At 68.0% G+C, this 20679-nt stretch carries 16 protein-coding genes; 11 read left to right on the forward strand and 5 right to left on the reverse strand.

Annotated features, from left to right (window positions below; genetic code table 11):
• Positions 1-69 precede the first annotated feature (69 nt).
• Positions 70-1011, reverse strand: a complete 942-nt coding sequence (locus tag RALTA_RS15450; protein WP_012354343.1) for a LysR family transcriptional regulator — start codon at positions 1009-1011, stop codon at positions 70-72.
• A gap of 201 nt (positions 1012-1212) precedes the next feature.
• Between RALTA_RS15450 and RALTA_RS15455 the strand changes: the two genes are divergently transcribed.
• Positions 1213-1503, forward strand: coding sequence for a hypothetical protein (locus RALTA_RS15455; RefSeq protein ID WP_012354344.1), 291 nt, complete (start codon positions 1213-1215; stop codon positions 1501-1503).
• 252 nt (positions 1504-1755) lie between these two features.
• On the opposite strand, the gene RALTA_RS15460 is transcribed toward RALTA_RS15455, so the two are convergent.
• The 3 genes from RALTA_RS15460 to RALTA_RS15470 all read right to left on the reverse strand — a co-directional run bounded on the left by RALTA_RS15460 (position 1756) and on the right by RALTA_RS15470 (position 4726).
• Positions 1756-2211 (reverse strand): hypothetical protein, encoded by a 456-nt coding sequence (locus tag RALTA_RS15460; RefSeq protein ID WP_012354345.1) that lies wholly within the window; start codon positions 2209-2211, stop codon positions 1756-1758.
• Between the two features lie 225 nt (positions 2212-2436).
• Positions 2437-2631 carry a YbdD/YjiX family protein gene (locus RALTA_RS15465; RefSeq protein ID WP_012354346.1) on the reverse strand — a complete coding sequence of 65 codons (195 nt, stop codon included), beginning with the start codon at positions 2629-2631 and terminating at the stop codon, positions 2437-2439.
• A gap of 22 nt (positions 2632-2653) precedes the next feature.
• On the reverse strand, positions 2654-4726 hold the full coding sequence (locus tag RALTA_RS15470; RefSeq protein ID WP_012354347.1) for a carbon starvation CstA family protein: 2073 nt from the start codon (positions 4724-4726) through the stop codon (positions 2654-2656).
• Between the two features lie 405 nt (positions 4727-5131).
• Here RALTA_RS15470 and RALTA_RS15475 point away from each other — a divergent pair, with 405 nt between their 5' ends.
• Together RALTA_RS15475 and RALTA_RS15480 are read left to right on the forward strand one after the other, a co-directional pair.
• Positions 5132-6538, forward strand: coding sequence for a cache domain-containing protein (locus tag RALTA_RS15475; RefSeq protein WP_041232232.1), 1407 nt, complete (start codon positions 5132-5134; stop codon positions 6536-6538).
• Positions 6535-7221, forward strand: a complete 687-nt coding sequence (locus tag RALTA_RS15480; protein ID WP_012354349.1) for a response regulator — start codon at positions 6535-6537, stop codon at positions 7219-7221. Before RALTA_RS15475 ends, RALTA_RS15480 begins: the two co-directional genes overlap by 4 nt.
• Before the next feature lie 51 nt (positions 7222-7272).
• On the opposite strand, the gene RALTA_RS15485 is transcribed toward RALTA_RS15480, so the two are convergent.
• The gene (locus tag RALTA_RS15485; protein WP_012354350.1) at positions 7273-9129 is read right to left on the reverse strand and encodes a phosphoenolpyruvate carboxykinase (GTP); all 1857 of its coding nucleotides are present in this window, start codon (positions 9127-9129) and stop codon (positions 7273-7275) included.
• 527 nt (positions 9130-9656) lie between these two features.
• Between RALTA_RS15485 and RALTA_RS15490 the strand changes: the two genes are divergently transcribed.
• The 8 genes from RALTA_RS15490 to RALTA_RS15525 all read left to right on the forward strand — a co-directional run bounded on the left by RALTA_RS15490 (position 9657) and on the right by RALTA_RS15525 (position 20668).
• Positions 9657-10682 carry a D-2-hydroxyacid dehydrogenase family protein gene (locus tag RALTA_RS15490; protein WP_012354351.1) on the forward strand — a complete coding sequence of 342 codons (1026 nt, stop codon included), beginning with the start codon at positions 9657-9659 and terminating at the stop codon, positions 10680-10682.
• Positions 10683-10907: 225 nt separating this feature from the next.
• The gene (locus RALTA_RS15495; protein WP_012354352.1) at positions 10908-12080 is read left to right on the forward strand and encodes an MFS transporter; all 1173 of its coding nucleotides are present in this window, start codon (positions 10908-10910) and stop codon (positions 12078-12080) included.
• Positions 12081-12231: 151 nt separating this feature from the next.
• Positions 12232-12870: an MOSC domain-containing protein gene (locus RALTA_RS15500; RefSeq protein ID WP_012354353.1), complete on the forward strand. Its 639-nt coding sequence runs from the start codon at positions 12232-12234 to the stop codon at positions 12868-12870.
• Positions 12871-13131: 261 nt separating this feature from the next.
• Complete coding sequence (locus RALTA_RS15505) at positions 13132-14367, forward strand: efflux RND transporter periplasmic adaptor subunit (RefSeq protein ID WP_012354354.1); 1236 nt, start codon at positions 13132-13134, stop codon at positions 14365-14367.
• Between the two features lie 3 nt (positions 14368-14370).
• Positions 14371-17568 (forward strand): efflux RND transporter permease subunit, encoded by a 3198-nt coding sequence (locus RALTA_RS15510; RefSeq protein ID WP_012354355.1) that lies wholly within the window; start codon positions 14371-14373, stop codon positions 17566-17568.
• 43 nt (positions 17569-17611) lie between these two features.
• A complete protein-coding gene (locus RALTA_RS15515) occupies positions 17612-18472 on the forward strand; it encodes a ChaN family lipoprotein (protein WP_050976463.1) in 861 nt (286 codons plus the stop codon).
• 504 nt (positions 18473-18976) lie between these two features.
• Positions 18977-19945, forward strand: a complete 969-nt coding sequence (locus RALTA_RS15520; protein WP_012354357.1) for a Bug family tripartite tricarboxylate transporter substrate binding protein — start codon at positions 18977-18979, stop codon at positions 19943-19945.
• 249 nt (positions 19946-20194) lie between these two features.
• Positions 20195-20668, forward strand: a complete 474-nt coding sequence (locus RALTA_RS15525) for a tripartite tricarboxylate transporter TctB family protein (protein WP_012354358.1) — start codon at positions 20195-20197, stop codon at positions 20666-20668.
• Positions 20669-20679 lie beyond the last annotated feature (11 nt).

Here is a 20679-nt window from a genome sequence, read left to right on the forward strand (position 1 = left end):
AGCCAAGCAAAAACGCCCGGCATGGCCGGGCGTCTTGTTTTCTGCGGCGCGCCGCGCGGACGCGGCCGATCAGGTGCGCACGGCGTGGACGCCCAGGCTGGCGGCCGGGTGCGCATCCTTGCCCCGCACCTGCCCTTCTTCCAGCAGGAAATCGATAAAGGCGCGCACCTTGGTAGGCAGGAACTTGCGGCTCGGATAGACCACGCTGACATCGCGCCGGGGCAACTGGTATTGCGGCAGCACGCGCACCAGCCGGCCCGCGTCGATATTGGGCCGCGCCAGGTAGGACGAGAGCATGGCCACGCCCATGTCGGCCAGCGCGGCCTGGTGCGCCAGCTCGGCGTTGCTGCACAGCAGCCCCGGGCGGATCGGCACGGTTACCTCCCCTTCGGGCCCGAGCAGCGTCCATTCGTGCTCGGCGTTGGGCAGGCGCATGGCGATGCAGCGATGGTGGCTCAGCTCATGGGCATGGCGGATCGGCGCATGCGCCGCGACATAGCCGGGCGAGGCGCACAGGATGACTTCGGCCGACAACAGCGGGCGCGCCACCAGGTGCGAGCCCAGCCCCAGGTCGGACAGCATCACGGCCACGTCGCGCCCTTCCTCGACGATATCGACATTGCGGTCCGACAGGATCACGTCGAAGACCACGTCCGGATACAGCTGCTGGAAGCGCGACAGCAGCTCGGGCAGCAGGTGCAGGCCGAACATCACCGGCGTCACCAGGCGCAGCGTGCCGGACAGCGACTGGCTGCGAGCCGTCACCACGCTTTCGGCTTCCTCCACGTCTTCCAGGATCTGCTGGCAGCGCTGCAGGTAGGTCTCGCCCGCATCGGTCAGCGACAGGCTGCGCGTGGTGCGGTTGAGCAGGCGCGTGCCGAGGTGGCTTTCCAGGTCGGCCACGTAGCGCGTGACGACCGCGTTGGACATTTCCAGCTGCTGCGCTGCACGCGCGAAGCTGCCGAGTTCCACCACTTTGGAAAACACACGCATCGACTGCAGGCGATCCATGACATAGTCTCCCGTTTCTTTGCTGAATTCTTACGCAATCAGCTTATTTTATTGTCCGAATCAAAACTAATCATTGTGGATCCTGATATTTATTGATATGAGGGAAATGCCTAATATCTAGCCATCGGATGCCGCAATGCAACATGCCCTTCCCCCGAAGGTGCCGGATCAGGCATCCACGCTACAAGAAAGGCCTGAATCATGAAAACCAACCGTTACGCCCTGATCGCTGTCGCCACCATCGCTGCCGCACTGTCGGCAGCCCCGGCCTTTGCCAAGACCGGCAAGTTCGATGTCTATACCGACGGCGCCAAGGTAGCCAGCTTCGACGTCTATGCCGACGGTGCCCGTGCCGGCAAGTTCGACCCGTACACGGATGGTGCCAAGGCCGGCAAGTTCGACGCCTTTACCGACGGCGCCCGTACCGGCAAGTTCGACACCTTCTCGGAAGGCGCCAAGTACGACACCACGACCGATCGCGCGCCGCTCTGAGCCGGCGGCGTCCACCGCTTGAACCTGGTCTCCACAGGTCTTTAGTGAGAGCGCTCCGCGCCTCTCCCGCTTTATTGGGGAAGAAGCCCGCACCGGTCCCGGTAGCGGGCTTCTTTGTTTCGGATGCCGGCAAACTCGACGCCAGACTGCATTCGATTATGCCAGACGCCGCAATGCAATTAGCCGGGGAGCCGGTGAAGCGCCCAAAGAAAAACGGGCCATGCCGGCCCGTTTTGCTGACCCCGCTGCGACTCAATCGTCGTAGTGGTGATGATGGTGCTTGTGCTTTTTGCGCTTGTAATGGCTCTTGTTGTAATAGCGGCGGTCATCGTCGTACGAGTTGTTGCGCGAGATATTGCCGCCAAGCGCCGCGCCGGCGCCGCCACCCAGGCCGGCGCCGATCAGGCCGCCGGTGCGTCCGCCCATGGCATTGCCTGCCGCGGTACCGGCACCGCCGCCCAGCGCGCCGCCGATGATGGCGCCGGTACGCTCGCGGCGATTGGACGTGACAGCGCCACCCGCGCCGCCGCCCACCGCACCGCCGATCACCGCACCGGTGCTGCCGCCCAGCGCGCCGCCGACTGCGGCACCGGCGACGCCGCCCAGGGCGCCGCCCAGGGCATTGTTCATGTCGCCCGCGACAGCCGGCAGCGCGCAGGCCGCCAGGGCAAGGGCAACGGTCAGGTTGCGAACGGGATGGCGAGTCATATGTTTTTTCCTCGAATTGCCATGATGTGTCGCAAGTGTAGATAAGGTGCCGCAGCCTTGCTGTAACCACCTGTAAAGCCCTGTAACCCCCTGCAGAAACGGTATCGGACCACTACAAAGGCGCGGTGAAAATACAACACTTAATAAAAAGACAGGCGATCATGTGATCGCCTGTCTGCATTGTCCGCCGCCGACCCAGGTTCGGCGGCGATGATCAGCCTGCCTTTAGCAGCACTTGCCCTGCCCGCCGCCGTAGCGCGCTTCCTGGCGCTCGCGGAAAAACTCCTCGTAGCTCATCGGCGCACGGTCGGGGTGCGTGCTTTCCATATGCGCCACGTAGGTCTGGTAGTCGGGCAGCCCGACCATCAGCCGCAGCGACTGCCCGAGGTACCGGCCCATGGTGCCAAGTTGTTCCAGCATGGCGGCTCCTTGTCGATAGGGATCAGGACTGGGCCGAAGCGGCGCCCGGCAGCGGCTCGAACGGCGTTTCCTTGTCGGTCGGACGGTTCACGGCGCGCGCCTGCATCGCGGTCTTGAAGCCGTAGCACACGATCGACAGCACCACCACCATGAACAGCGCACACAGGCCGGCGTCCAGGTAGTCGTTGAAGACGATGCGGTGCATCTGCTCCATCGACTTGGCCGGTGCCAGCACCTTGCCTTCGGCGATGGCGGCGCTGAACTTCGACGCGTGGGTCAGGAAACTGACCTTCGGGTCGGCATGGAACAGCTTCTGCCAGCCGGCGGTCAGCGTGCAGATCAGCAGCCAGACGGTCGGGACCAGCGTGACCCAGGCGTACTGGCCGCGCTTCATCTTGACCAGCACGCAGGTGCCCAGCACCAGCGCTACCGCGGCCAGCATCTGGTTGGAGATGCCGAACAGCGGCCACAGCGTGTTGATGCCGCCCAGCGGATCGACCACCCCCTGGTACAGGAAGTAGCCCCAGGCCGCCACGGTCAGCGCGGTGGCGATCAGGTTGGCCGGCAGCGAGTCGGTGCGCTTCATCGACGGCACGAAGCTGCCCAGCAGGTCCTGCAGCATGAAGCGGCCGGCGCGGGTGCCCGCGTCGACGGCGGTCAGGATGAAGAGTGCCTCGAACAGGATGGCAAAGTGGTACCAGAACGCCATCATGGCCTGGCCGCCGACCACCTGGTGCAGGATGTGGGCGATGCCCACGGCCAGCGTCGGTGCGCCGCCGGCGCGCGAGATGATGGTGTTCTCGCCGACGTCCTTGGCGGTCTGCACCAGCACGTCGGGCGTGATCACGAAGCCCCAGGTCGACACCGCCTGCGCCACCGCCTCCGGCGTGGTGCCGATCACGGCGGCCGGGCTGTTCATGGCGAAGTACACGCCCGGCTCGATCACCGCGGCGGCCACCAGCGCCATGATGGCGACGAAGGACTCGGCCAGCATCGCGCCGTAGCCGATGAAGCGCGCGTGGGTCTCGTTCTCCAGCAGCTTGGGCGTGGTGCCCGACGAGATCAGCGCGTGGAAGCCCGACACCGCGCCGCAGGCGATGGTGATGAAGAGGAACGGGAACAGGTTGCCCGACCACACCGGGCCGCCGCCCGCGGCGAACTGCGTGAAGGCCGGCATCTTCAGCTCCGGCGCGACGATCAGGATGCCGACGGCCAGCGCGATGATGGTGCCGATCTTCAGGAAGGTCGACAGGTAGTCGCGCGGGGCCAGCAGCAGCCACACCGGCAGCACGGCGGCGACAAAGCCGTAGATGATCAGCATCCAGGTCAGCGCTTTGCCGTCGTAGGTGAACAGCGGCGCCAGCGTCGCACTTTCATGCACGTACTGGCCGCCGATGATCGCCAGCATCAGCAGCACGAAGCCGATCACCGACACCTCGCCGATGCGGCCCGGGCGGATGTAGCGGGTGTAGATGCCCATGAAGATGGCGATGGGGATGGTCACCGCCACGGTGAAGGTGCCCCACGGCGAGTCCGCCAGCGCCTTCACCACGATCAGCGCCAGCACCGCCAGGATGATGATCATGATCATGAAGCAGCCGAACAGCGCGATCATGCCCGGCACCGTGCCCATCTCGGACTTGACCAGGTCGCCCAGCGAGCGGCCGTCGCGGCGCGTGGAGATGAACAGCACCATGAAGTCCTGCACCGCGCCGGCGAACACCACGCCGGCCAGCAGCCACAGCATGCCGGGCATATAGCCCATCTGCGCGGCCAGCACCGGGCCCACCAGCGGGCCGGCGCCGGCGATGGCGGCGAAGTGGTGGCCGAACAGCACTGCCTTGTTGGTCGGCACGTAGTCCAGGCCATCGTTATGGCGCCACGCGGGCGTCATCCGCTTGGGATCGAGCTGCATCACCTTGTCGGCGATAAAGCGGCTGTAGTACCGATAGGCGATCAGGTAGATGCAGAGCGCGGCAACCACGATCCACAGCGCGCTGACGGCTTCGCCGCGCGCCAGCGCGACGGTGCCGAAGGCAAACGCGCCAAGGATGGCGACGGCCAGCCACACCAGGTGTTCTCCGATGCGATTCATAGTGAAGGTCTCCTCAGACCGGGATTTGGAAAGCCTGCGGCGGCGAAGGACTGGCAACTGGCAACGGGCGGGTCGGCGGCGGGCGCGCCTGGGGCGGGCAGCGAGGGCAATCCGGCGGTGAGGGGTCTCCTGGGGTGCTGGAATGAATGGCTGCGCGCCCGGTTCGTGTCGTTTCCGGATCTCGTCTTGCAGGCAGGCGATGCACCAACCGGGTAGGCGGTGCACCAACTGCGTGGACCCGCGCCGCATGTTGGGGCGGCTTGCGCGTCCGGCGTGTAGTATTGACAGCCGCCAAACCCGGCACAAGCGCGTAACTACGCAGCACTTCTGCGTAGTACTACGCAAGTCGACGGTGGCATGCCGCCTGCGCGGCATCGGTGTTTACCCCCGCTCCCCCGGTCCTGTATGAAACTCCGCCAGAAAATCCTGTTGCTCGCCGTGGCGCCGCTTGCGGTGGCGATGCTCGGCATCGCGCTGGCGGTGCGCTTCCAGGCGACCCAGCTCGCGCAGCACGAGCGCGAACTGGTCGAGGCCGCCTACCTGCAGAGCAAGGAGACCGAGCTGCGCCACTACGTGGAGCTGGCGCAGAGCGCGATTGCGCCGCTGGTGCGCTCCGGCCGCAACGACGCGGCCACGCGCCAGGCGGCGATGGAAGCGCTGGCCCGGCTGGACTATGGCCCCGATGGCTACTTCTTCCTGTACGACCTGCAGGGCCGCAACCTGATGCATCCGCGCCAGCCTGAGCTGGTCGGCCAGGATCTGTGGGCGCTGCGCGACCCGCAGGGCGCGCCCACCATCCAGCAGCTGATCGCCGCGGCCAAGGGCGGCGGCGGCGCGGTGCGCTACCAGTGGCGCAAGCCTTCGTCGCAGCAGCTGGCGCCCAAGCTCGGCTACGTGGTGGCGGTGCCCGAATGGGGCTGGATGCTCGGCACCGGCATCTACCTGGATGACGTCGAAAGCACGCTGCGCCAGCTCGACGCGCGTGCCGAGACCGATATCCGCGAGACCATGGCGTGGATTGGCGTGATCGCCGGCATCAGCATCCTGCTGGTGGCGGCCAGCGGCCTGGCGCTGAACGTCAGCGAGCACCGCGAGGCCGACGCCAAGCTGCGCCAGCTGGCGCAGCGCGTGGTGCAGTCGCAGGAAGAAGAGCGCGCGCGGCTGTCGCGCGAGCTGCACGACGGCATCAGCCAGTTGCTGGTCTCGGTCAAGCTGGTGCTGGAAACCGCCGCCAACCGGCTGCGCCTGGCCCCGTCCGAAGGCGCGGCGGTGGCGCCGGTGCTGGGCATGGCGCTGAACCGGCTCGACACGGTCTTCAATGAAGTGCGGCGGGTGGCGCGCAACCTGCGCCCGGCGCTGCTCGATGACCTGGGGCTGTTCGCTGCGCTGCAGCATCTCGCGCGCGAGATGCAGGGAGGCAGCGGCCTCGAGATCGTGGTGACGCAAAGCGGCACCCCGCGCGAACTGCCCGACGAGCAGGCCACGGCGCTGTTCCGCATCGCCCAGGAAGCGCTGACCAACGTGGAGCGCCACGCCGGCGCCCGGCGCGTGTCGGTGTCGCTCGCCTTCGATGCCGATGCCACGCGCCTGGCCGTGCGCGACGACGGCCACGGTTTCGATGTCGCGCGCATGCAGGCCGACCCGCAGCGGGGCATTGGCCTGCGCAACCTGCGCGAGCGCATCGCCGCGCTGTGCGGGCAGTTCGACATCGCTTCCGGCCTGGGCGGCACCCAGATCATTGCCTCGCTGCCGCTGGCCCTCCCCGCGGCGAGCGCGCGCCAGGCCATTTCCGCAGTACCCTCGCAGTCATGATCCAGTTTCTTGCCGACCATAGCGAAGACAACGAAGCGCCCGCCCGCGTGCTGCTGATCGACGATCACGCGCTGGTGCGCGACGGCATGCGCATGCACCTGGCGCTGCAGCCCGGGCTGCGCGTGGTGGGCGAAGCCGATGACGGCGAAGCCGCGCTGGCGTGGCTGGAGCGCGCCGGCGCGGCCGACATGCCGGACCTGGTGATCACCGATATCGGCATGCGCGGCATGGGCGGCATTGCGCTGGCGGCGGCGCTGCACGACCGCTATCCCGAGCTGGCGGTGCTGATCGTGTCGATGCATGACAACCTGGAATATGTGCGCCAGGCCGTGCGCGCCGGCGCGCGCGGCTATGTGCTCAAGGACGCCCCGGCCGACGAGCTGATCGCGGCGATCCGCTCGGTGCTGGCGGGACGCGTGTTCTACAGCGCCCGCATCGCGCGCGGCATCGCCGAGCAAAGCCCCGCGGCCGGCCCGCTCGATGCGCTCACGCCGCGCGAGCGCGATATCCTGCGCGGCATCGGGCGCGGCCTGGCCAACAAGGAGATCGCGGCGCAGCTGGGGGTGTCGGTGCGCACCGTCGAGACCCACCGGCTGAACCTGAAGCGCAAGCTGGGGATCGAGGGGCGGGCCGGGCTGGTGAAGTATGCCGTGGAGACGCTGGGGGACAGCGAGGGCGCATAAAAAACGCCCGCCTTGGAAGGCGGGCGCTGGCTGGCTCACGACGTCGGTCGCTTAGCCGTCGAGTCGCTTGCCGAGCGCCGCGCGCGTCTGCGCCAGTGCCTGCGGCAGATGGTGCTTCAGTTGCGTGAACAGCTCGTCATGCAGCGCCAGCTCCTTCTGCCAGGCGTCGCGGTCGATCGAGGTCACCTGCTCGAACTGCGCCGGCGAGAACTCGACGCCGTTCCAGTTCAGGTCCTGGTAGCGCGGCGAGGTGCCGAACACATGCTCGGCGCCCTGCCCCCGGCCTTCGACGCGGTCGATCATCCACGACAGCACGCGCATGTTCTCGCCAAAGCCCGGCCACACGAAGTTGCCGTCGGCATCCTTGCGGAACCAGTTGACGCAGTAGATCTTCGGCAGCTTCGCGCCCGCGGCTTCGAGCTTCTTGCCCAGTTCGAGCCAGTGGCCGAAGTAGTCGCTCATGTTGTAGCCGCAGAACGGCAGCATGGCGAACGGGTCGCGGCGCACCACGCCTTGCTGGCCGGCGGCCGCGGCGGTGGTTTCCGAGCCCATGGTGGCGGCCATGTAGACGCCTTCGGTCCAGTCGCGTGCCTCGGTCACCAGCGGCACCGTGGTCGAGCGGCGGCCGCCGAAGATGAACGCATCGATGGGTACGCCGGCCGGGTTGTCCCAGTTGTCGTCGATCGACGGGCATTGCGACGCGGGCGCGGTGAAGCGCGCGTTCGGGTGCGCGGCCTTGGCGCCGGTGGCCTTGGCGATCTCCGGGGTCCAGTCCTTGCCCTGCCAGTCGATCAGGTGCGCGGGCGCTTCCTTGGTCATGCCTTCCCACCAGACGTCGCCGTCGTCGGTCAGCGCCACGTTGGTGAAGATGACGTTTTCCTTCAGCGTCGCCATCGCGTTGTAGTTGGTCTTCTCGCTGGTGCCCGGCGCCACGCCGAAGTAGCCGGCTTCCGGGTTGATCGCGTACAGGCGGCCGTCCTTGCCCGGCTTGATCCAGGCGATGTCGTCGCCGATGGTGGTGACCTTCCAGCCCTCGAAGCCCTTGGGCGGGATCAGCATGGCGAAGTTGGTCTTGCCGCAGGCCGACGGGAAGGCGGCGGCGACATGGTATTTCTTGCCCTCGGGCGAGGTCACGCCGAGGATCAGCATGTGCTCGGCGAGCCAGCCTTCGTCGCGGCCCATGGTCGAGGCAATACGCAGCGCGAAGCACTTCTTGCCCAGCAGCGCATTGCCGCCGTAGCCCGAGCCGAACGACCAGATCTCGCGCGTTTCCGGGAAATGCACGATGTACTTGGTGGGATTGCACGGCCACGCCACGTCTTTCTCGCCAGCCGCCAGCGGCTTGCCCACGGTGTGCACGCACGGCACGAAGGCGCCGTCGCTACCCAGCACCTCGTACACGGCCTTGCCCATGCGGGTCATGATGCGCATATTGACCGCCACATACGGCGAATCGGACAGTTCCACGCCGATATGGGCGATCGGCGAACCCAGCGGTCCCATCGAGAACGGCACCACATACAGGGTGCGGCCGCGCATGCAGCCGTCGAACAGGCCGGCCAGCGTCTGGCGCATCTCGGCCGGCGGGGTCCAGTTGTTGGTCGGGCCGGCGTCTTCCTGCTTCTCGGAGCAGATGAAGGTACGGTCTTCGACGCGCGCCACGTCTGACGGGTCCGACAGGGCCAGGAAGGAGTTCTTGCGCTTGGCCGGGTTCAGCCGCTTCATGGTGCCGGCCGCGACCATCTGCTCGCACAGGCGGTCATATTCTTCCTGCGAGCCGTCGCACCAGTAGATGTTGTCTGGCTTGGTCAGCGCGGCGATTTCCGCGACCCAGGCAATCAGCTTGGGGTGCTTGACCCAGGCCGGCGCATTGACGGCGGCCGTACCTTGCATCGTGGGGTGGTTCATACTGCAAACTCCAGGTTTGTAAAGGGAAGGAAGGGAAGGAATCCTTGCAAAGCCTGGCCGGCGGGTCGTCTTGCGTGCCGGGGGCCGGAACCGTCACTGCCGCTGGGTTACTGCAGGGGCCGCATCGGGAGCGTCACATCCCGTTACAACTCCGCGGCGGCCCGGTTTGTGCAAAAGGTCGCGGCGGTCGCGGCGGCTGCGCTACAGTGGCGCTTCGCCCGCGCAGCGTGGCCTGCGGTTGCCGGCCGGGCTTTGTCCGGAGGCAGCCGCGTGACGGGAGCAACGCTCGACCGACAATCCGCGGCGGCACCGGAGCGGGCAAGGATACCACTGGCGCACCCCCCTGTTTTTTGCTGCGCAACAATTGCCGGCGTTGGCCGGCGGGGTATTTGCGCCGCGCTGCGCCAGGGTTGCGGCGCGCCGGTGCGGGTTCGCAAACGTTTCACAACAATACTGTTGGCCGACGCGCGCCTCGGTGGGCGCGCGCACCAACTGGCACAACGTCCCGAAGATAACCAGGGTTGCCGATGAAGATTGCCGTACTCGACGATTACCAGGATGCCGTGCGCAAGCTGCCTTGCTTCAGCTTGCTGGAGGGGCACGACGTCAAGGTGTTCAACAACACCGTCAAGGGCGTAGGCCAGCTGGCGGCGCGCCTGTCAGACGTGGAAGCCGTGGTGCTGATCCGCGAACGCACCCGCATCACGCGCCAACTGCTGGAAAAACTGCCGAAACTGAAGCTGATCAGCCAGACCGGCCGGGTCGGCGCGGGGCCCGGCGGCCATATCGACCTGGATGCCGCCACCGACCGCGGCGTGGCGGTGCTGGAGGGCGTGGGCTCGCCGGTGGCGCCGGCCGAGCTGACCTGGGCCCTGATCATGGCCGCCCAGCGCCGCATCCCGCAGTACGTGGCCAGCCTGAAGCATGGCGCGTGGCAGCAGTCGGGACTGAAATCGACCACGATGCCGCCCAACTTCGGCCTGGGCCAGGTGCTGCGCGGCCAGACGCTGGGGATCTGGGGCTACGGCAAGATCGGCCGGCTGCTGGCTGGCTACGGCCGCGCCTTCGGCATGAAGGTGCTGGTCTGGGGCCGCGAGGCGTCACAGGAAGCCGCGCGCGCCGATGGCCTGGACGTGGCCGCCTCCAAGGAGCAGTTGTTCGCCGACAGCGACGTGCTGTCGCTGCACCTGCGGCTGAACGACGACACCCGCGGCATCGTCAAGCAGGCCGACCTGACCGCCATGAAGCCGACCGCGCTGTTCGTCAATACCAGCCGCGCCGAACTGCTGGAAGAAAACGCCCTGGTCACCGCGCTGAACCGCGGCCGCCCTGGCATGGCGGCGGTCGACGTCTTCGAATCCGAGCCGATCCTGCAGGGCCATGCGCTGCTGCGCATGGAAAACTGCATCTGCACGCCGCACCTGGGCTATGTGGAACGCGACAGCTACGAGCTGTATTTCCGCACCGCCTTCCAGAACATCCTCGACGTGCTGGACGGCAAGCATGACTGCATCGTCAACCCGAAGGCACTGGCGCCGGTGCTGACGCGCTGAGCCGGTTCGGGCTTCCGCCGGTTGCTCGCCTCTCCCGCGCGCGGGAGAGGCGAGCCTTGTTCGGACGGTGTTGGCTTCGGCCGGCGCCTGCCTATTCCCCGCGAACGCGAATTTCGCGAAACCGCTACACTCGGGACTTTCCTTACCGCCCGGCCTGCCATGGCCCGCGGCAGCCCTGACAACAACAAGGCGCCCTTCGCGCCGATCCCTCTCCCCAAGGCCGGCATGGACCCCAGGCTCGTCACGCTCTGCGTCGGCAATTTCGTCATTGGCACCGGCGCGATGATCGTAACCGGCATGTTGAACGACATTGCCGGCGATTTCGGGCTGGGCGCGGCCAGCGCGGGACAGCTGATCTCGGTGTTTGCGCTGGCTACGTGCGTGGGCGCCCCGCTGTTCGCCACGCTGGGCTCGCGCATCGACCGCCGGCAGTTGCTGGCCGGCTCGCTGCTGGTCTATGGGGTGATGCACCTGGCCGCGGCCCTGGCCCCCAGCTTTGCCGCGCTGATGGCGATCCGGTTCCTGACCGCGATCGGGGCGGCGATCTATACGCCGCAGACCGCGGCCACGCTGCCGCTGCTAGTCAATGCGCAGACCCGCGGACGGGCCATCAGCTTTGTGTTCCTGGGCTGGAGCGTCGCCAGCGTGGTGGGCGTGCCGCTGGGGACGTGGATTGCCAGCACGCTGGGCTGGCGTGTCAGCATGGCGCTGGTCGGCGTGATGGCGCTGCTGGTGGCGGCGGCGGTGTGGCGCGCGCTGCCGCGCGGGCTGATGGTACCGCCGGCCGGGCGCGAGGCCTGGGGCGCGGTGCTGCGCCACAAGCCGGTGATGCTGGTGGTGCTGACCACCATGATCTCGTCGGCGGGCATGTTCACGCTGTTTACCTATATCGCGCCGCTGATGCGCGATGTCTATGGCATCAGCGGCGGCGCGCTCAGCCTGATGTTCCTGGCCTACGGTGCCTGCGGGGTCTTCGGCAATGCCATGGCGGCGTCGCGGATGGACCGGGTCACGCCCAGCCGGATCGTGCAGGTGACGCTGCTGACCTCTATCGCGGCGATGGTGCTGTGGCCGCTGGCCGGGCTGGGCAGCGTGGCGCTGGTGGCGCTGTTCATGCTGTGGGGCGTGGGCGGCTTTGCCACCAACAGCGCGCAGCAGGCGCGGCTGGTGCTGCTGGCGCCGGAGCGGGCCTCGGTGTCGATCTCGCTGAACTCTTCTTCGATCTACCTGGGCCAGGCCGCAGGTGCCATGGCGGGGGCGGCGATCTATACCTTGGCCGGTCCCGACACGCTGCACTGGGGCGCGGCGGGCCTGATGCTGGCGGCGCTGGCGGTGTCGCAGCGCGCGCGCCTGCTGGGCTGCCGCTGGCAGCCTCCGCAGGCGGCCCAGCAGCTCTGATTTCCCTCTGAAACGCGCACCGAGGCGCCCGCCCCGCGCCTTGTGAGGAACCGCACCAAGCACTTGTCCACAGCCTTATCCGCCCCGTTATCCTCAGGGATATCCGCAGCTTATCCACATCCCTTTCCACAACCACGAAGCGGGGGCGCACGTGAGCGATTCGAGACCTCGGCCAGGCCTTGCACGCGTGCTGGCGGTCAGCCTGGGCAAGGCCATCCCGCTGGTGGTGGCGGGTGCGGGCACCGAGGCGGTGGTGCTGTCGGGCATCCGCAAGCATCCGGTCAGCACGCTGCTGCATCCGCTGCGGGTCCAGGTGCAGCAACGGGGCCTGGCGGGCGACGAGCAGGGCGACCTGACCGTGCACGGCGGCCTCGACAAGGCGGTCTACGCCTACCCCTCTGAGCACTACGCCTGGTGGAACGCCCGCCGCCGCGCCTGCGCCCAGCCGGACTCGGGGCCGCCGCTGCCCTACGGCGCGATGGGGGAAAACCTGACGCTGGAGGGTTTGCTGGAGTCCGCGCTATGGATCGGCGACCTGGTGCGGGTCGGCACCGCCCTGCTGCGCGTGGAGGCCCCGCGCCAGCCCTGCTACAAGTTCAACGCCGCGCTGGGGTACCGCCACGCAGTGCGCGACATGGTGCAGAGCGGCTACTCCGGGGTCTATCTCAGCGTGGTGCTCAAGGGCGAAGTGCGCGCCGGCGATGCGGTGATTGTGCAGGCCGGACCACGGGAATTGTCGGTCGACAGCGTAAATCAGTGGCGCCGAGATGGCCGGCGGCAGCTTTTCTGATAATGTTTGTCTAACCATACAAGCGCCCCGCTACACACATCTCCGGCCTCCCCTGTGGCCCGGACGGCGTTTGCCGGCGCCGGGCATTACCAGACCCTTGCACCTCTGTAACGGACTGTAATACGCGGCGCTGGCTCCGGCGGGCAAAGCGCGGTACTAGTAGAGTCTTTGCGTCGACACGCACCGGCAGCATCTGGGCATGACATGCCGGGCGGTACACGGGGAGTGGCGCTGAAGACGCGGGCAGAAGGTCCACACAATATGAAATCTGACAGGATCGACCAGCCCAAGGGCTTCGTCGACAGCAACTGGAGGGCGGCCGCCGGGACCGGGCGCGGCCGCGTGTCGCCGTGGCTGGCGGTGGTGGTGGTGCTCGCCCTCGCGGGCATGGGCTGGTTCGCATGGCGTACCTGGCTGGCGCCGAAGCCCGCGCCCAAGCCGCCTGCGGCGGCCGTGGTGTCCACCGCACCGGTGCAGCGCGGCGACGTGCCATTGCAGGTCTCGGCCAACGGCAATGTCACCGCGCTGTCCACGGTCGAGGTAAGGCCGCAGGTGTCCAGCACCGTGCGCACCGTCCATATCAAGGAGGGCCAGACCGTCAAACCCGGCGACCTGCTGTTCTCGCTCGATACCCGCATGGACGAGGCCAACCTGGCCAAGGCGCAGGCGCAGTTGCTGCGCGACCAGGCCGACCTGGCCGATGCCCGCCGCGCGCTGGCGCGCAGCCAGGAGCTGCTGCAGCGCAATTTCATCTCGAAGAGCGCGGTCGATACCGCGCAGGCGCGGGCCGACGGCCTGGCCGCCACCGTGCGCGCCGACCAGGCCGCGATCGAGGCCAGCCGCGTCGCGGTCAGCTACGGCGCCATCCGCGCCACCATCAGCGGCCGCACCGGCGTGATCAACGCCTTCCCGGGCTCGCTGGTGCTGCCCAATAGCACCCAGCCGATGGTCACCATCGCCCAGGTGCAGCCGATCGCGGTCACCTTCAGCCTGCCCGAACGCCAATTGGCGGCGCTGCGCGAGGCGCTGCGCGCCGGCCCGGTGCAGGTCACCGCGCAACCCAACGACGGCAACCAGGCGCCGGTCACCGGCCGCATCAGCTTTGTGGATAACACGGTCGATCCGCAGTACGGCACCATCCGCGTCAAGGCCCAGTTCGACAATGAAGAGCAGCGGCTGTGGCCGGGCACCTATGCCACCGTCAGCGCCGTGGTGCAGACCCTGAAGGACGCGCTGTCGGTGCCGCCGCAGGCGGTGGTGACCGGCCCCGAAGGCCGCTTCGTCTATGTGGTACAGCCCGACAGCAAGGTGGCGCGCGTGCCGGTGCGGGTGGTGAGCACCACCGCCGCCGCGGCCGTGGTCGAGGGCGTGCAGCCCGGCGCCCGCGTGGTGGTGGAGGGCACGCAGAACCTGCGCCCCGGCGCGCTGGTGCGCGAGGCCGCCGCCCGCGGCGCTTCCGCCGCCGACGCCGCCCGCCCTGCCAGCGCGGGGCACTGAGCCATGACGCTCTCGGAACTCTGCATCCGCCGTCCGGTGATGACGGTGCTGCTGTGCCTGGCCGTGGTCGTCACCGGCATCGTGCTGTATCCGACCATTCCCATTGCCGCGCTGCCCAGCTTCAACTCGCCGGTGATCCAGGTTACCGCGACGCTGCCCGGGGCCAGCCCCGAAACCATGGCCGCGTCGGTGGCGACGCAGCTGGAAAAACAGTTCGCGACGATTCCGGGCGTGTCGGTGATCAGCTCGTCGAACACGCTCGGCAACTCCAGCATCACCATCGAATTCAACAACGACCGCGACATCGACGACGCCGCCGTCGACGTGCAGGCGGCGCTGTTCCGCGCGCAGCGCTCGCTGCCGATCGAGATGACGACGCCGCCGTCATACCGCAAGGTCAACCCGGCCGACGCGCCGGTGCTGCTGCTGGCGATCAACTCGCCGGCGATGAGCCTGGCGGACCTGAACGCCTTCGGCGACAACCTGATCTCGCCGACGCTGGCGACGCTGCCGGGCGTGGCGCAGGTGCAGATCTTCGGGCAGAAGCGCTTTGCGGTGCGCGTGCGCGCCCACCCGGATGCGCTGGCAGCGCGCGGGCTGACGCTGGACGAGCTGGCCACCGCGCTGAACCGCGCCAACGCCAACACGCCGGTGGGCACGCTCGACAGCGCGCGCCAGACCCTGACGATCCAGGCCAACCGGCAGCTGACCAGTGCCGATGCCTTCCGCAATATCATCGTCGCCAGCCAGCCCAACGGCGCGCTGGTGCGGCTGTCCGACGTGGCCGAGGTCGAGGACAGCGTCGAAACCATCAAGACCGGCAGCTGGCTCAACAACGAGCGCTCGATCGTGCTGGCGGTGCTGCGCCAGCCTGACGCCAACACCGTCGCCGTGGTCGACGCGATCCATGCCGCCCTGCCCCGCCTGATCCAGCAGATGCCGGGGTCGATCAACGTGTCGGTGGTCAACGACCGCTCGCGCTCGATCCGCGAATCGATCCACGACGTGCAGTTCACGCTGGCGCTGACGGTGGCGCTGGTGGTGATGGTGATCTTCCTGTTCCTGCGCCGCGCCGCCGCCACGCTGATCCCGACGGTGTCGCTGCCGATCTCGCTGATCGGCACGGTGGCGCTGATGAAGGCGTTCGGCTACAGCCTGGACAACGTCTCGCTGCTGGCGATCACGCTGGCGGTGGGGCTGGTGGTGGACGATGCCATCGTCATGCTCGAGAACATCGTGCGCCATATCGAGGACGGCGTGCCGCCGCTGAAGGCCGCGCTGGTGGGATCGCGCGAGATGGGTTTCACCATCCTGTCGATCTCGATCTCGCTGGTGGCAGTGTTCATTCCCATCTTCTTCATGCCGGGCGTGATCGGCTTGCTGTTCCACGAATTCGCCGCGGTGGTGTCGCTGTCGATCCTGGTGTCGGCGCTGGTCTCGCTGACGCTGATCCCGATGCTGTGCGCGCGCTTCCTGTCGGCCGAGAACGTGCCGGTGGACGAATCGCACCACGCCTATGGCGACCACCCGGTGGCGCAGCCCGCCGTGGCGCAGAAGCCGACGCTGGGCATGCGCTCGACGCAGTGGTTCGAGAACCTGTTCGAGTTCACGCTGCACCGCTATGCGCGCGGGCTGGACTGGTGCCTGTCGCACCGGCGCACCGTGCTGGTGGCGGCGGGCCTGACCTTCGTGCTGACCGCGGTGCTGTTCGTGGCCATTCCCAAGGGCTTCTTCCCCGAAGAGGACATCGGCCAGATCCGCGTCAACGCCGAAGGACCGCAGGATATTTCGTTCGACGCCATGTCGGAGCGCTTGCGCGACGCGGCCGAGCGCATGCGCGCCAACCCGGCGGTCAAGAGCATCGTGGTCGCCATCGGCGGCGGCCCGTCGCCGGCGATCAACACCGGGCGCATGTTCGTCGAACTGAAGCCGCGCGGCGAGCGCGAGGCCATGCCGAAGGTGATCGAGTCATTGCGCCGCGACGTGGCCGGTGTGCCGGGCCTGGCGGTGTACTTCGCGCCGGTGCAGAACCTGCAGCTGGGCGGGCGCCAGAGCAAGAGCCGCTACCAGTACACGTTGCAGAGCGTGAAGGCGGGGCAACTGCAGGATTACTCCGACCAGCTGATGGCGAAGATGCGCGCCGACAGCCTGTTCCGCGACGTCACCAGCGACTCGCAGCAGTCCGGCCTCGAAGCGCACCTGACCATCGACCGCGACAAGGCCAATGCGCTCGGCGTGCAGATGCAGGACGTACGCACCGCGCTGTACTCGGCCTTCGGCGAGCGGCAGGTATCGACCATCTACACGCCGATCGACAACTACTACGTGATCCTGCAAGCGGCCGACGTCGACCGCACCGACGAAAGCGCGTTCTCCAAGCTCTATGTGCGCAGCAAGACCGGGCAGATGGTGCCGGTGTCGGCCTTCGCCACCACCGAGCGCCGGGTCGGCCCGATCGCAGTCAACCACCAGGGGCAGCTGCCGTCGGTGACCGTGTCGTTCAACCTGGCCCCCGGTGCGGCGCTGGGCGACGCCTCGGCCCGCATCGGCCGCTACAAGCAGGAGATCGCGATGCCGACCTCGATCTTCACCAGCTGGGGCGGCGACGCGGCGGTGTTCCAGTCGTCGCAGGCGACGCAGATCGTGCTGCTGGTGGCGGCGATCGCGGTGATCTACACGCTGCTGGGGGTGCTGTACGAGAGCTACATCCACCCGCTCACCATCCTGGCGGGCCTGCCGTCGGCGGCGGTGGGCGCGTTGCTGACGCTGTTCCTCTTCAACGTCGAGCTGTCGCTGATCGCGGTGATCGGCGTACTGATGCTGATCGGCATCGTCAAGAAGAACGCAATCATGATGATCGACTTCGCCCTGGCGGCGCAGCGCGAACAGGGCATGACGCCGGCCCGCGCGATCCGGCAGGCGTGCCTGCTGCGCTTCCGGCCCATCATGATGACCACCTTCGCCGCGGTGATGGGCGCGCTGCCGCTGGCGCTCGGCCTGGGCGCCGGCGCCGAGCTGCGCCAGCCGCTGGGCCTGGCGGTGGTGGGCGGGCTGCTGTTCTCGCAGGTGATCACGCTGTTCATCACGCCGGTGATCTACCTGGCGCTGGACCGGTTCTCCGGCACGGGGCCGCTGCAGATCGATGCGGAGGGCAACCGGTTGCCGGAGAAGGTGACCGGGGAGGCGGTGCGGCAGCACTGAAAGCGTGGGTGGAAACCGCCAGCTATCCGAACGGTTCCCAGAAATGATCGATAAAGGAAACCGCGTGACCTCATTGCGCCGGCGCGCCGCCGCCACGCTGGCCGCTGCCGCTGCCGTGCTCAGCGCCGGCTGTGCGACCCCGGGGCCGGCGCCCTCGACGGTCAGCGCTGCCTTTGCCGGCAAGCCCTACGTGCTGCTGGGCGAGGTCCACGACAACGCCGCCGGCCAGCGGCAGCGGCTGGCCGCGCTGACCCGCGCGGTCGAGCAAGGCTGGCGCCCCGCCATCGCCATGGAGCAGTTCGACCGCGAGCGTCAGGCGGACATCGACCGCGCCCGGCGCGAGCGCCCGCGCGATGCCGACTACCTGATCGCGCAGGCCGGCGGCGGCGCCTGGCAGTGGCCGCAGTACCGGCCGGTGGTGGCGCTGGCGCTGCAGCATGACTTGCCGCTGGTCGCCGCCAACTTGTCGCGCGCCGATGCGGCGAGGATCGTGCGCGGCGGGCTCGACGGGCTGTTTTCGGCGGACGAGCAGCAGCGCCTCGGCCTGACCGGCGCGTTGCCGCCGGACCTGGTGGCGGCGCAGACCGCGGTGCTCGACCGCGGGCATTGCGGCAATTTCCCCAAGGCGATGCTGCCCGGCATGCTGGCGGCACAGGCCGCGCGCGACGCGGTGATGGCGCAGGCGTTGCGGCCGCATGCCGGGCGCGGCGCGGTGCTGATCGCGGGGAACGGACATGTGCGGCGCGATGTGGGCGTGCCACGCTGGCTTCCTGACGAGCCCGGCAAGGTACTCAGCGTGGGCTATGTGGAAAACGCGCCGACCGATGGCGAGTTCGACATGGCGGTGGTGGTGCCGGCGGTCGAGCGCAAGGATCCTTGCCTGCAGGCGAAGCCGGCGGGGTAAGGCGGGGTTTCAGGGCCGGTTGCCATGGAGGCGCCGGCCCTCTCCCCCAACCCCTCTCCCGCGCGCGGGAGAGGGGAGCGCTTGCCCAGCGATGCAGCAAGCCCGAACGCATTCTCATACCGACGGTTTGCTCCCCTCTCCCGCTTGCGGGAAAGGGGCGGGGGAGAGAGCAGGAGTCTCCACGAAGTCGCGCCCTTCGCATGCCCGCCTGCCAACATCCACGTAAACCCCACCCCCATCTCCCCCGATTTGACAGCCTTTTGACAGTTTCCCCCGCCTAGAATCCGCCCCATGACCAGCAGTTCCGGTCTGATGTTCACCAAAATCCAAGAACAGTCCCGGCCAGCCTTCGCCGCGCCGGACAGGAGACAAGCCCGGTGCCGCGCTGCTGCGCGCACCCGGTCCGCATCCCGTCCTGCAATGCCAGGCGCGCCGGAACCGCCCGGGTCGGATCGCGGCCGCCATCGATGGCAAGCGATCACCGGTAATACCAAGGAGACCGCCATGCGCCGTACCTATTTCCGCTTCGCCCATGCCGTGATGGCATCCGCCACCCTCGCCGCCGCGGCCGTGGCCGCGCCCGCCTTCGCGATGGACAACGTCAAGGTCATGATCGGCGCCAACCCCGGCGGCGGCTTTGACCAGACCGGCCGCTCGCTGGGCGCGGCGATGGTCGCCGCGGGCCAGGCCAAGGCCGTTTCGTACGACAACAAGGGCGGCGCCGGCGGCACCATCGCGCTGACCCAGTTCGTCAACACCGACAAGGGCAACCCCAATGCGCTGATGGTGGTAGGCGCGGTGATGGTCGGCGCGATCGAGACCAACAAGCCGCCGGTCACGCTGAAGAACGCCACGCCGATCGCGCGCCTGTTCGCCGACACCATGGTCATCACCGTGCCGGCCAGCTCGCCGATCAAGTCGATCAAGGACCTGACCACGCAACTGAAGGCCAACCCGGGCAGCGTCAGCTGGGGCGGCGGCTCCAAGGGCTCGATCGACCATATCCTGGCCGGCCTGGTTGCCAAGGAAAGCGGCGTCGACCCGAAGAAGGTCAACTACGTGCCGTTCCAGGGCGGCGGCGAAGCCTCGGCCTCGATCATGGGCGGGCACGTGACGGTGGGCATCGCCGGCGTGTCGGAGTTCCTGCCCTTTATCAAGAGCGGCAAGATGCGCGCGTTGGCGGTCACGTCCAAGGACCGCGTCGCCGATATCCCGACGCTGAAGGAGCAAGGCGTCAATGTCGAGATCTATAACTGGCGCGGCGTGTACGGCGCCCCGGGCACCACGCCCGAGCAGCGCAAGGCCATGATCGACGCGGTGGTCAAGGCCACCGAGAGCAAGGCCTGGAAGGACACGCTGCAGAAGAACGACTGGACCCCGTTCCTGCTGACCGGCGACGAGTTCGGCAAGTTCGTCGACAGCGAATCGACCCGCCTGGGCGCGACGCTGCGTGAACTGGGCGTGGCCAAGTAACACACCGCCAGGGGCGCGGACTGCCGCGCCGCCCAGCCTGCTGCCTTACCGTACTTTCGCATTACCTGTCGTGCCTGCCGACGCCGCCGGTGATCCCGGCGGCCGGAAACACGGCGCGGGGCCCGGTGTCCACCTGCGATACCGAAGACAACAACACATGTCACTGGGCCCCGCCGCCGCGCGGGCAGCATCCGCCAGCGTCGCGCACGCCAGCCCCCGCGGCCCGGCGACCATGGCCAAGGAGTCTCCATGAAACCCTCGCACCTCGCCATCGGCATCGCCGTGCTGGCAATCTCGCTGTTCTTCTTTCTCGGCCTGTCCGGCATTACCGGCGACGAGGGCTATGCGGGCCTGTCGCCGCGCTTCGTGCCTACGCTGGTGGCGATCGGCCTGGCGGTGTGCGGCGTGCTGCTGACCTGGCAGGGCGTGCGCGGCGGTTTCCGCAACATGCCGGAAGAGGACGCCGAGCTGCCCAACGCGCCGCACAACTTCGGCGGTTTCGTCTGGGTCGCCGCGGGCCTGGTGCTGAACATGGCGCTGATCGGCACGCTCGGCTTCGTGTTGTCGTCGACGCTGCTGATGGTCTGCGTGGCGCGCGGGTACGGCAGCCGCCGCATCGTGCGCGACGCGATCATCGGGCTGTGCATCACGGTGCCGATGTGGGCGCTGTTCGAATTCCTGCTCGGCATCAATCTGCCGCTGCTGCCCATCGCCGGCTTCTGAGCCCGCCCGTC

The organism is Cupriavidus taiwanensis LMG 19424 (assembly GCF_000069785.1).
Lineage (GTDB): Bacteria > Pseudomonadota > Gammaproteobacteria > Burkholderiales > Burkholderiaceae > Cupriavidus > Cupriavidus taiwanensis.

What these genes read in the sequence shown, in the direction of transcription:
- RALTA_RS15520 (WP_012354357.1), top strand. Translation starts at nt 18,977, where the DNA reads ATGCGCCGTACCTATTTCCGCTTCGCCCATGCCGTGATGGCATCCGCC.
- RALTA_RS15460 (WP_012354345.1), bottom strand. Translation starts at nt 2,211, where the DNA reads ATGACTCGCCATCCCGTTCGCAACCTGACCGTTGCCCTTGCCCTGGCG.
- RALTA_RS15475 (WP_041232232.1), top strand. Translation starts at nt 5,132, where the DNA reads ATGAAACTCCGCCAGAAAATCCTGTTGCTCGCCGTGGCGCCGCTTGCG.
- RALTA_RS15495 (WP_012354352.1), top strand. Translation starts at nt 10,908, where the DNA reads ATGGACCCCAGGCTCGTCACGCTCTGCGTCGGCAATTTCGTCATTGGC.
- RALTA_RS15450 (WP_012354343.1), bottom strand. Translation starts at nt 1,011, where the DNA reads ATGGATCGCCTGCAGTCGATGCGTGTGTTTTCCAAAGTGGTGGAACTC.
- RALTA_RS15515 (WP_050976463.1), top strand. Translation starts at nt 17,612, where the DNA reads ATGATCGATAAAGGAAACCGCGTGACCTCATTGCGCCGGCGCGCCGCC.
- RALTA_RS15455 (WP_012354344.1), top strand. Translation starts at nt 1,213, where the DNA reads ATGAAAACCAACCGTTACGCCCTGATCGCTGTCGCCACCATCGCTGCC.
- RALTA_RS15490 (WP_012354351.1), top strand. Translation starts at nt 9,657, where the DNA reads ATGAAGATTGCCGTACTCGACGATTACCAGGATGCCGTGCGCAAGCTG.
- RALTA_RS15470 (WP_012354347.1), bottom strand. Translation starts at nt 4,726, where the DNA reads ATGAATCGCATCGGAGAACACCTGGTGTGGCTGGCCGTCGCCATCCTT.
- RALTA_RS15480 (WP_012354349.1), top strand. Translation starts at nt 6,535, where the DNA reads ATGATCCAGTTTCTTGCCGACCATAGCGAAGACAACGAAGCGCCCGCC.
- RALTA_RS15485 (WP_012354350.1), bottom strand. Translation starts at nt 9,129, where the DNA reads ATGAACCACCCCACGATGCAAGGTACGGCCGCCGTCAATGCGCCGGCC.
- RALTA_RS15505 (WP_012354354.1), top strand. Translation starts at nt 13,132, where the DNA reads ATGAAATCTGACAGGATCGACCAGCCCAAGGGCTTCGTCGACAGCAAC.
- RALTA_RS15525 (WP_012354358.1), top strand. Translation starts at nt 20,195, where the DNA reads ATGAAACCCTCGCACCTCGCCATCGGCATCGCCGTGCTGGCAATCTCG.
- RALTA_RS15510 (WP_012354355.1), top strand. Translation starts at nt 14,371, where the DNA reads ATGACGCTCTCGGAACTCTGCATCCGCCGTCCGGTGATGACGGTGCTG.
- RALTA_RS15465 (WP_012354346.1), bottom strand. Translation starts at nt 2,631, where the DNA reads ATGCTGGAACAACTTGGCACCATGGGCCGGTACCTCGGGCAGTCGCTG.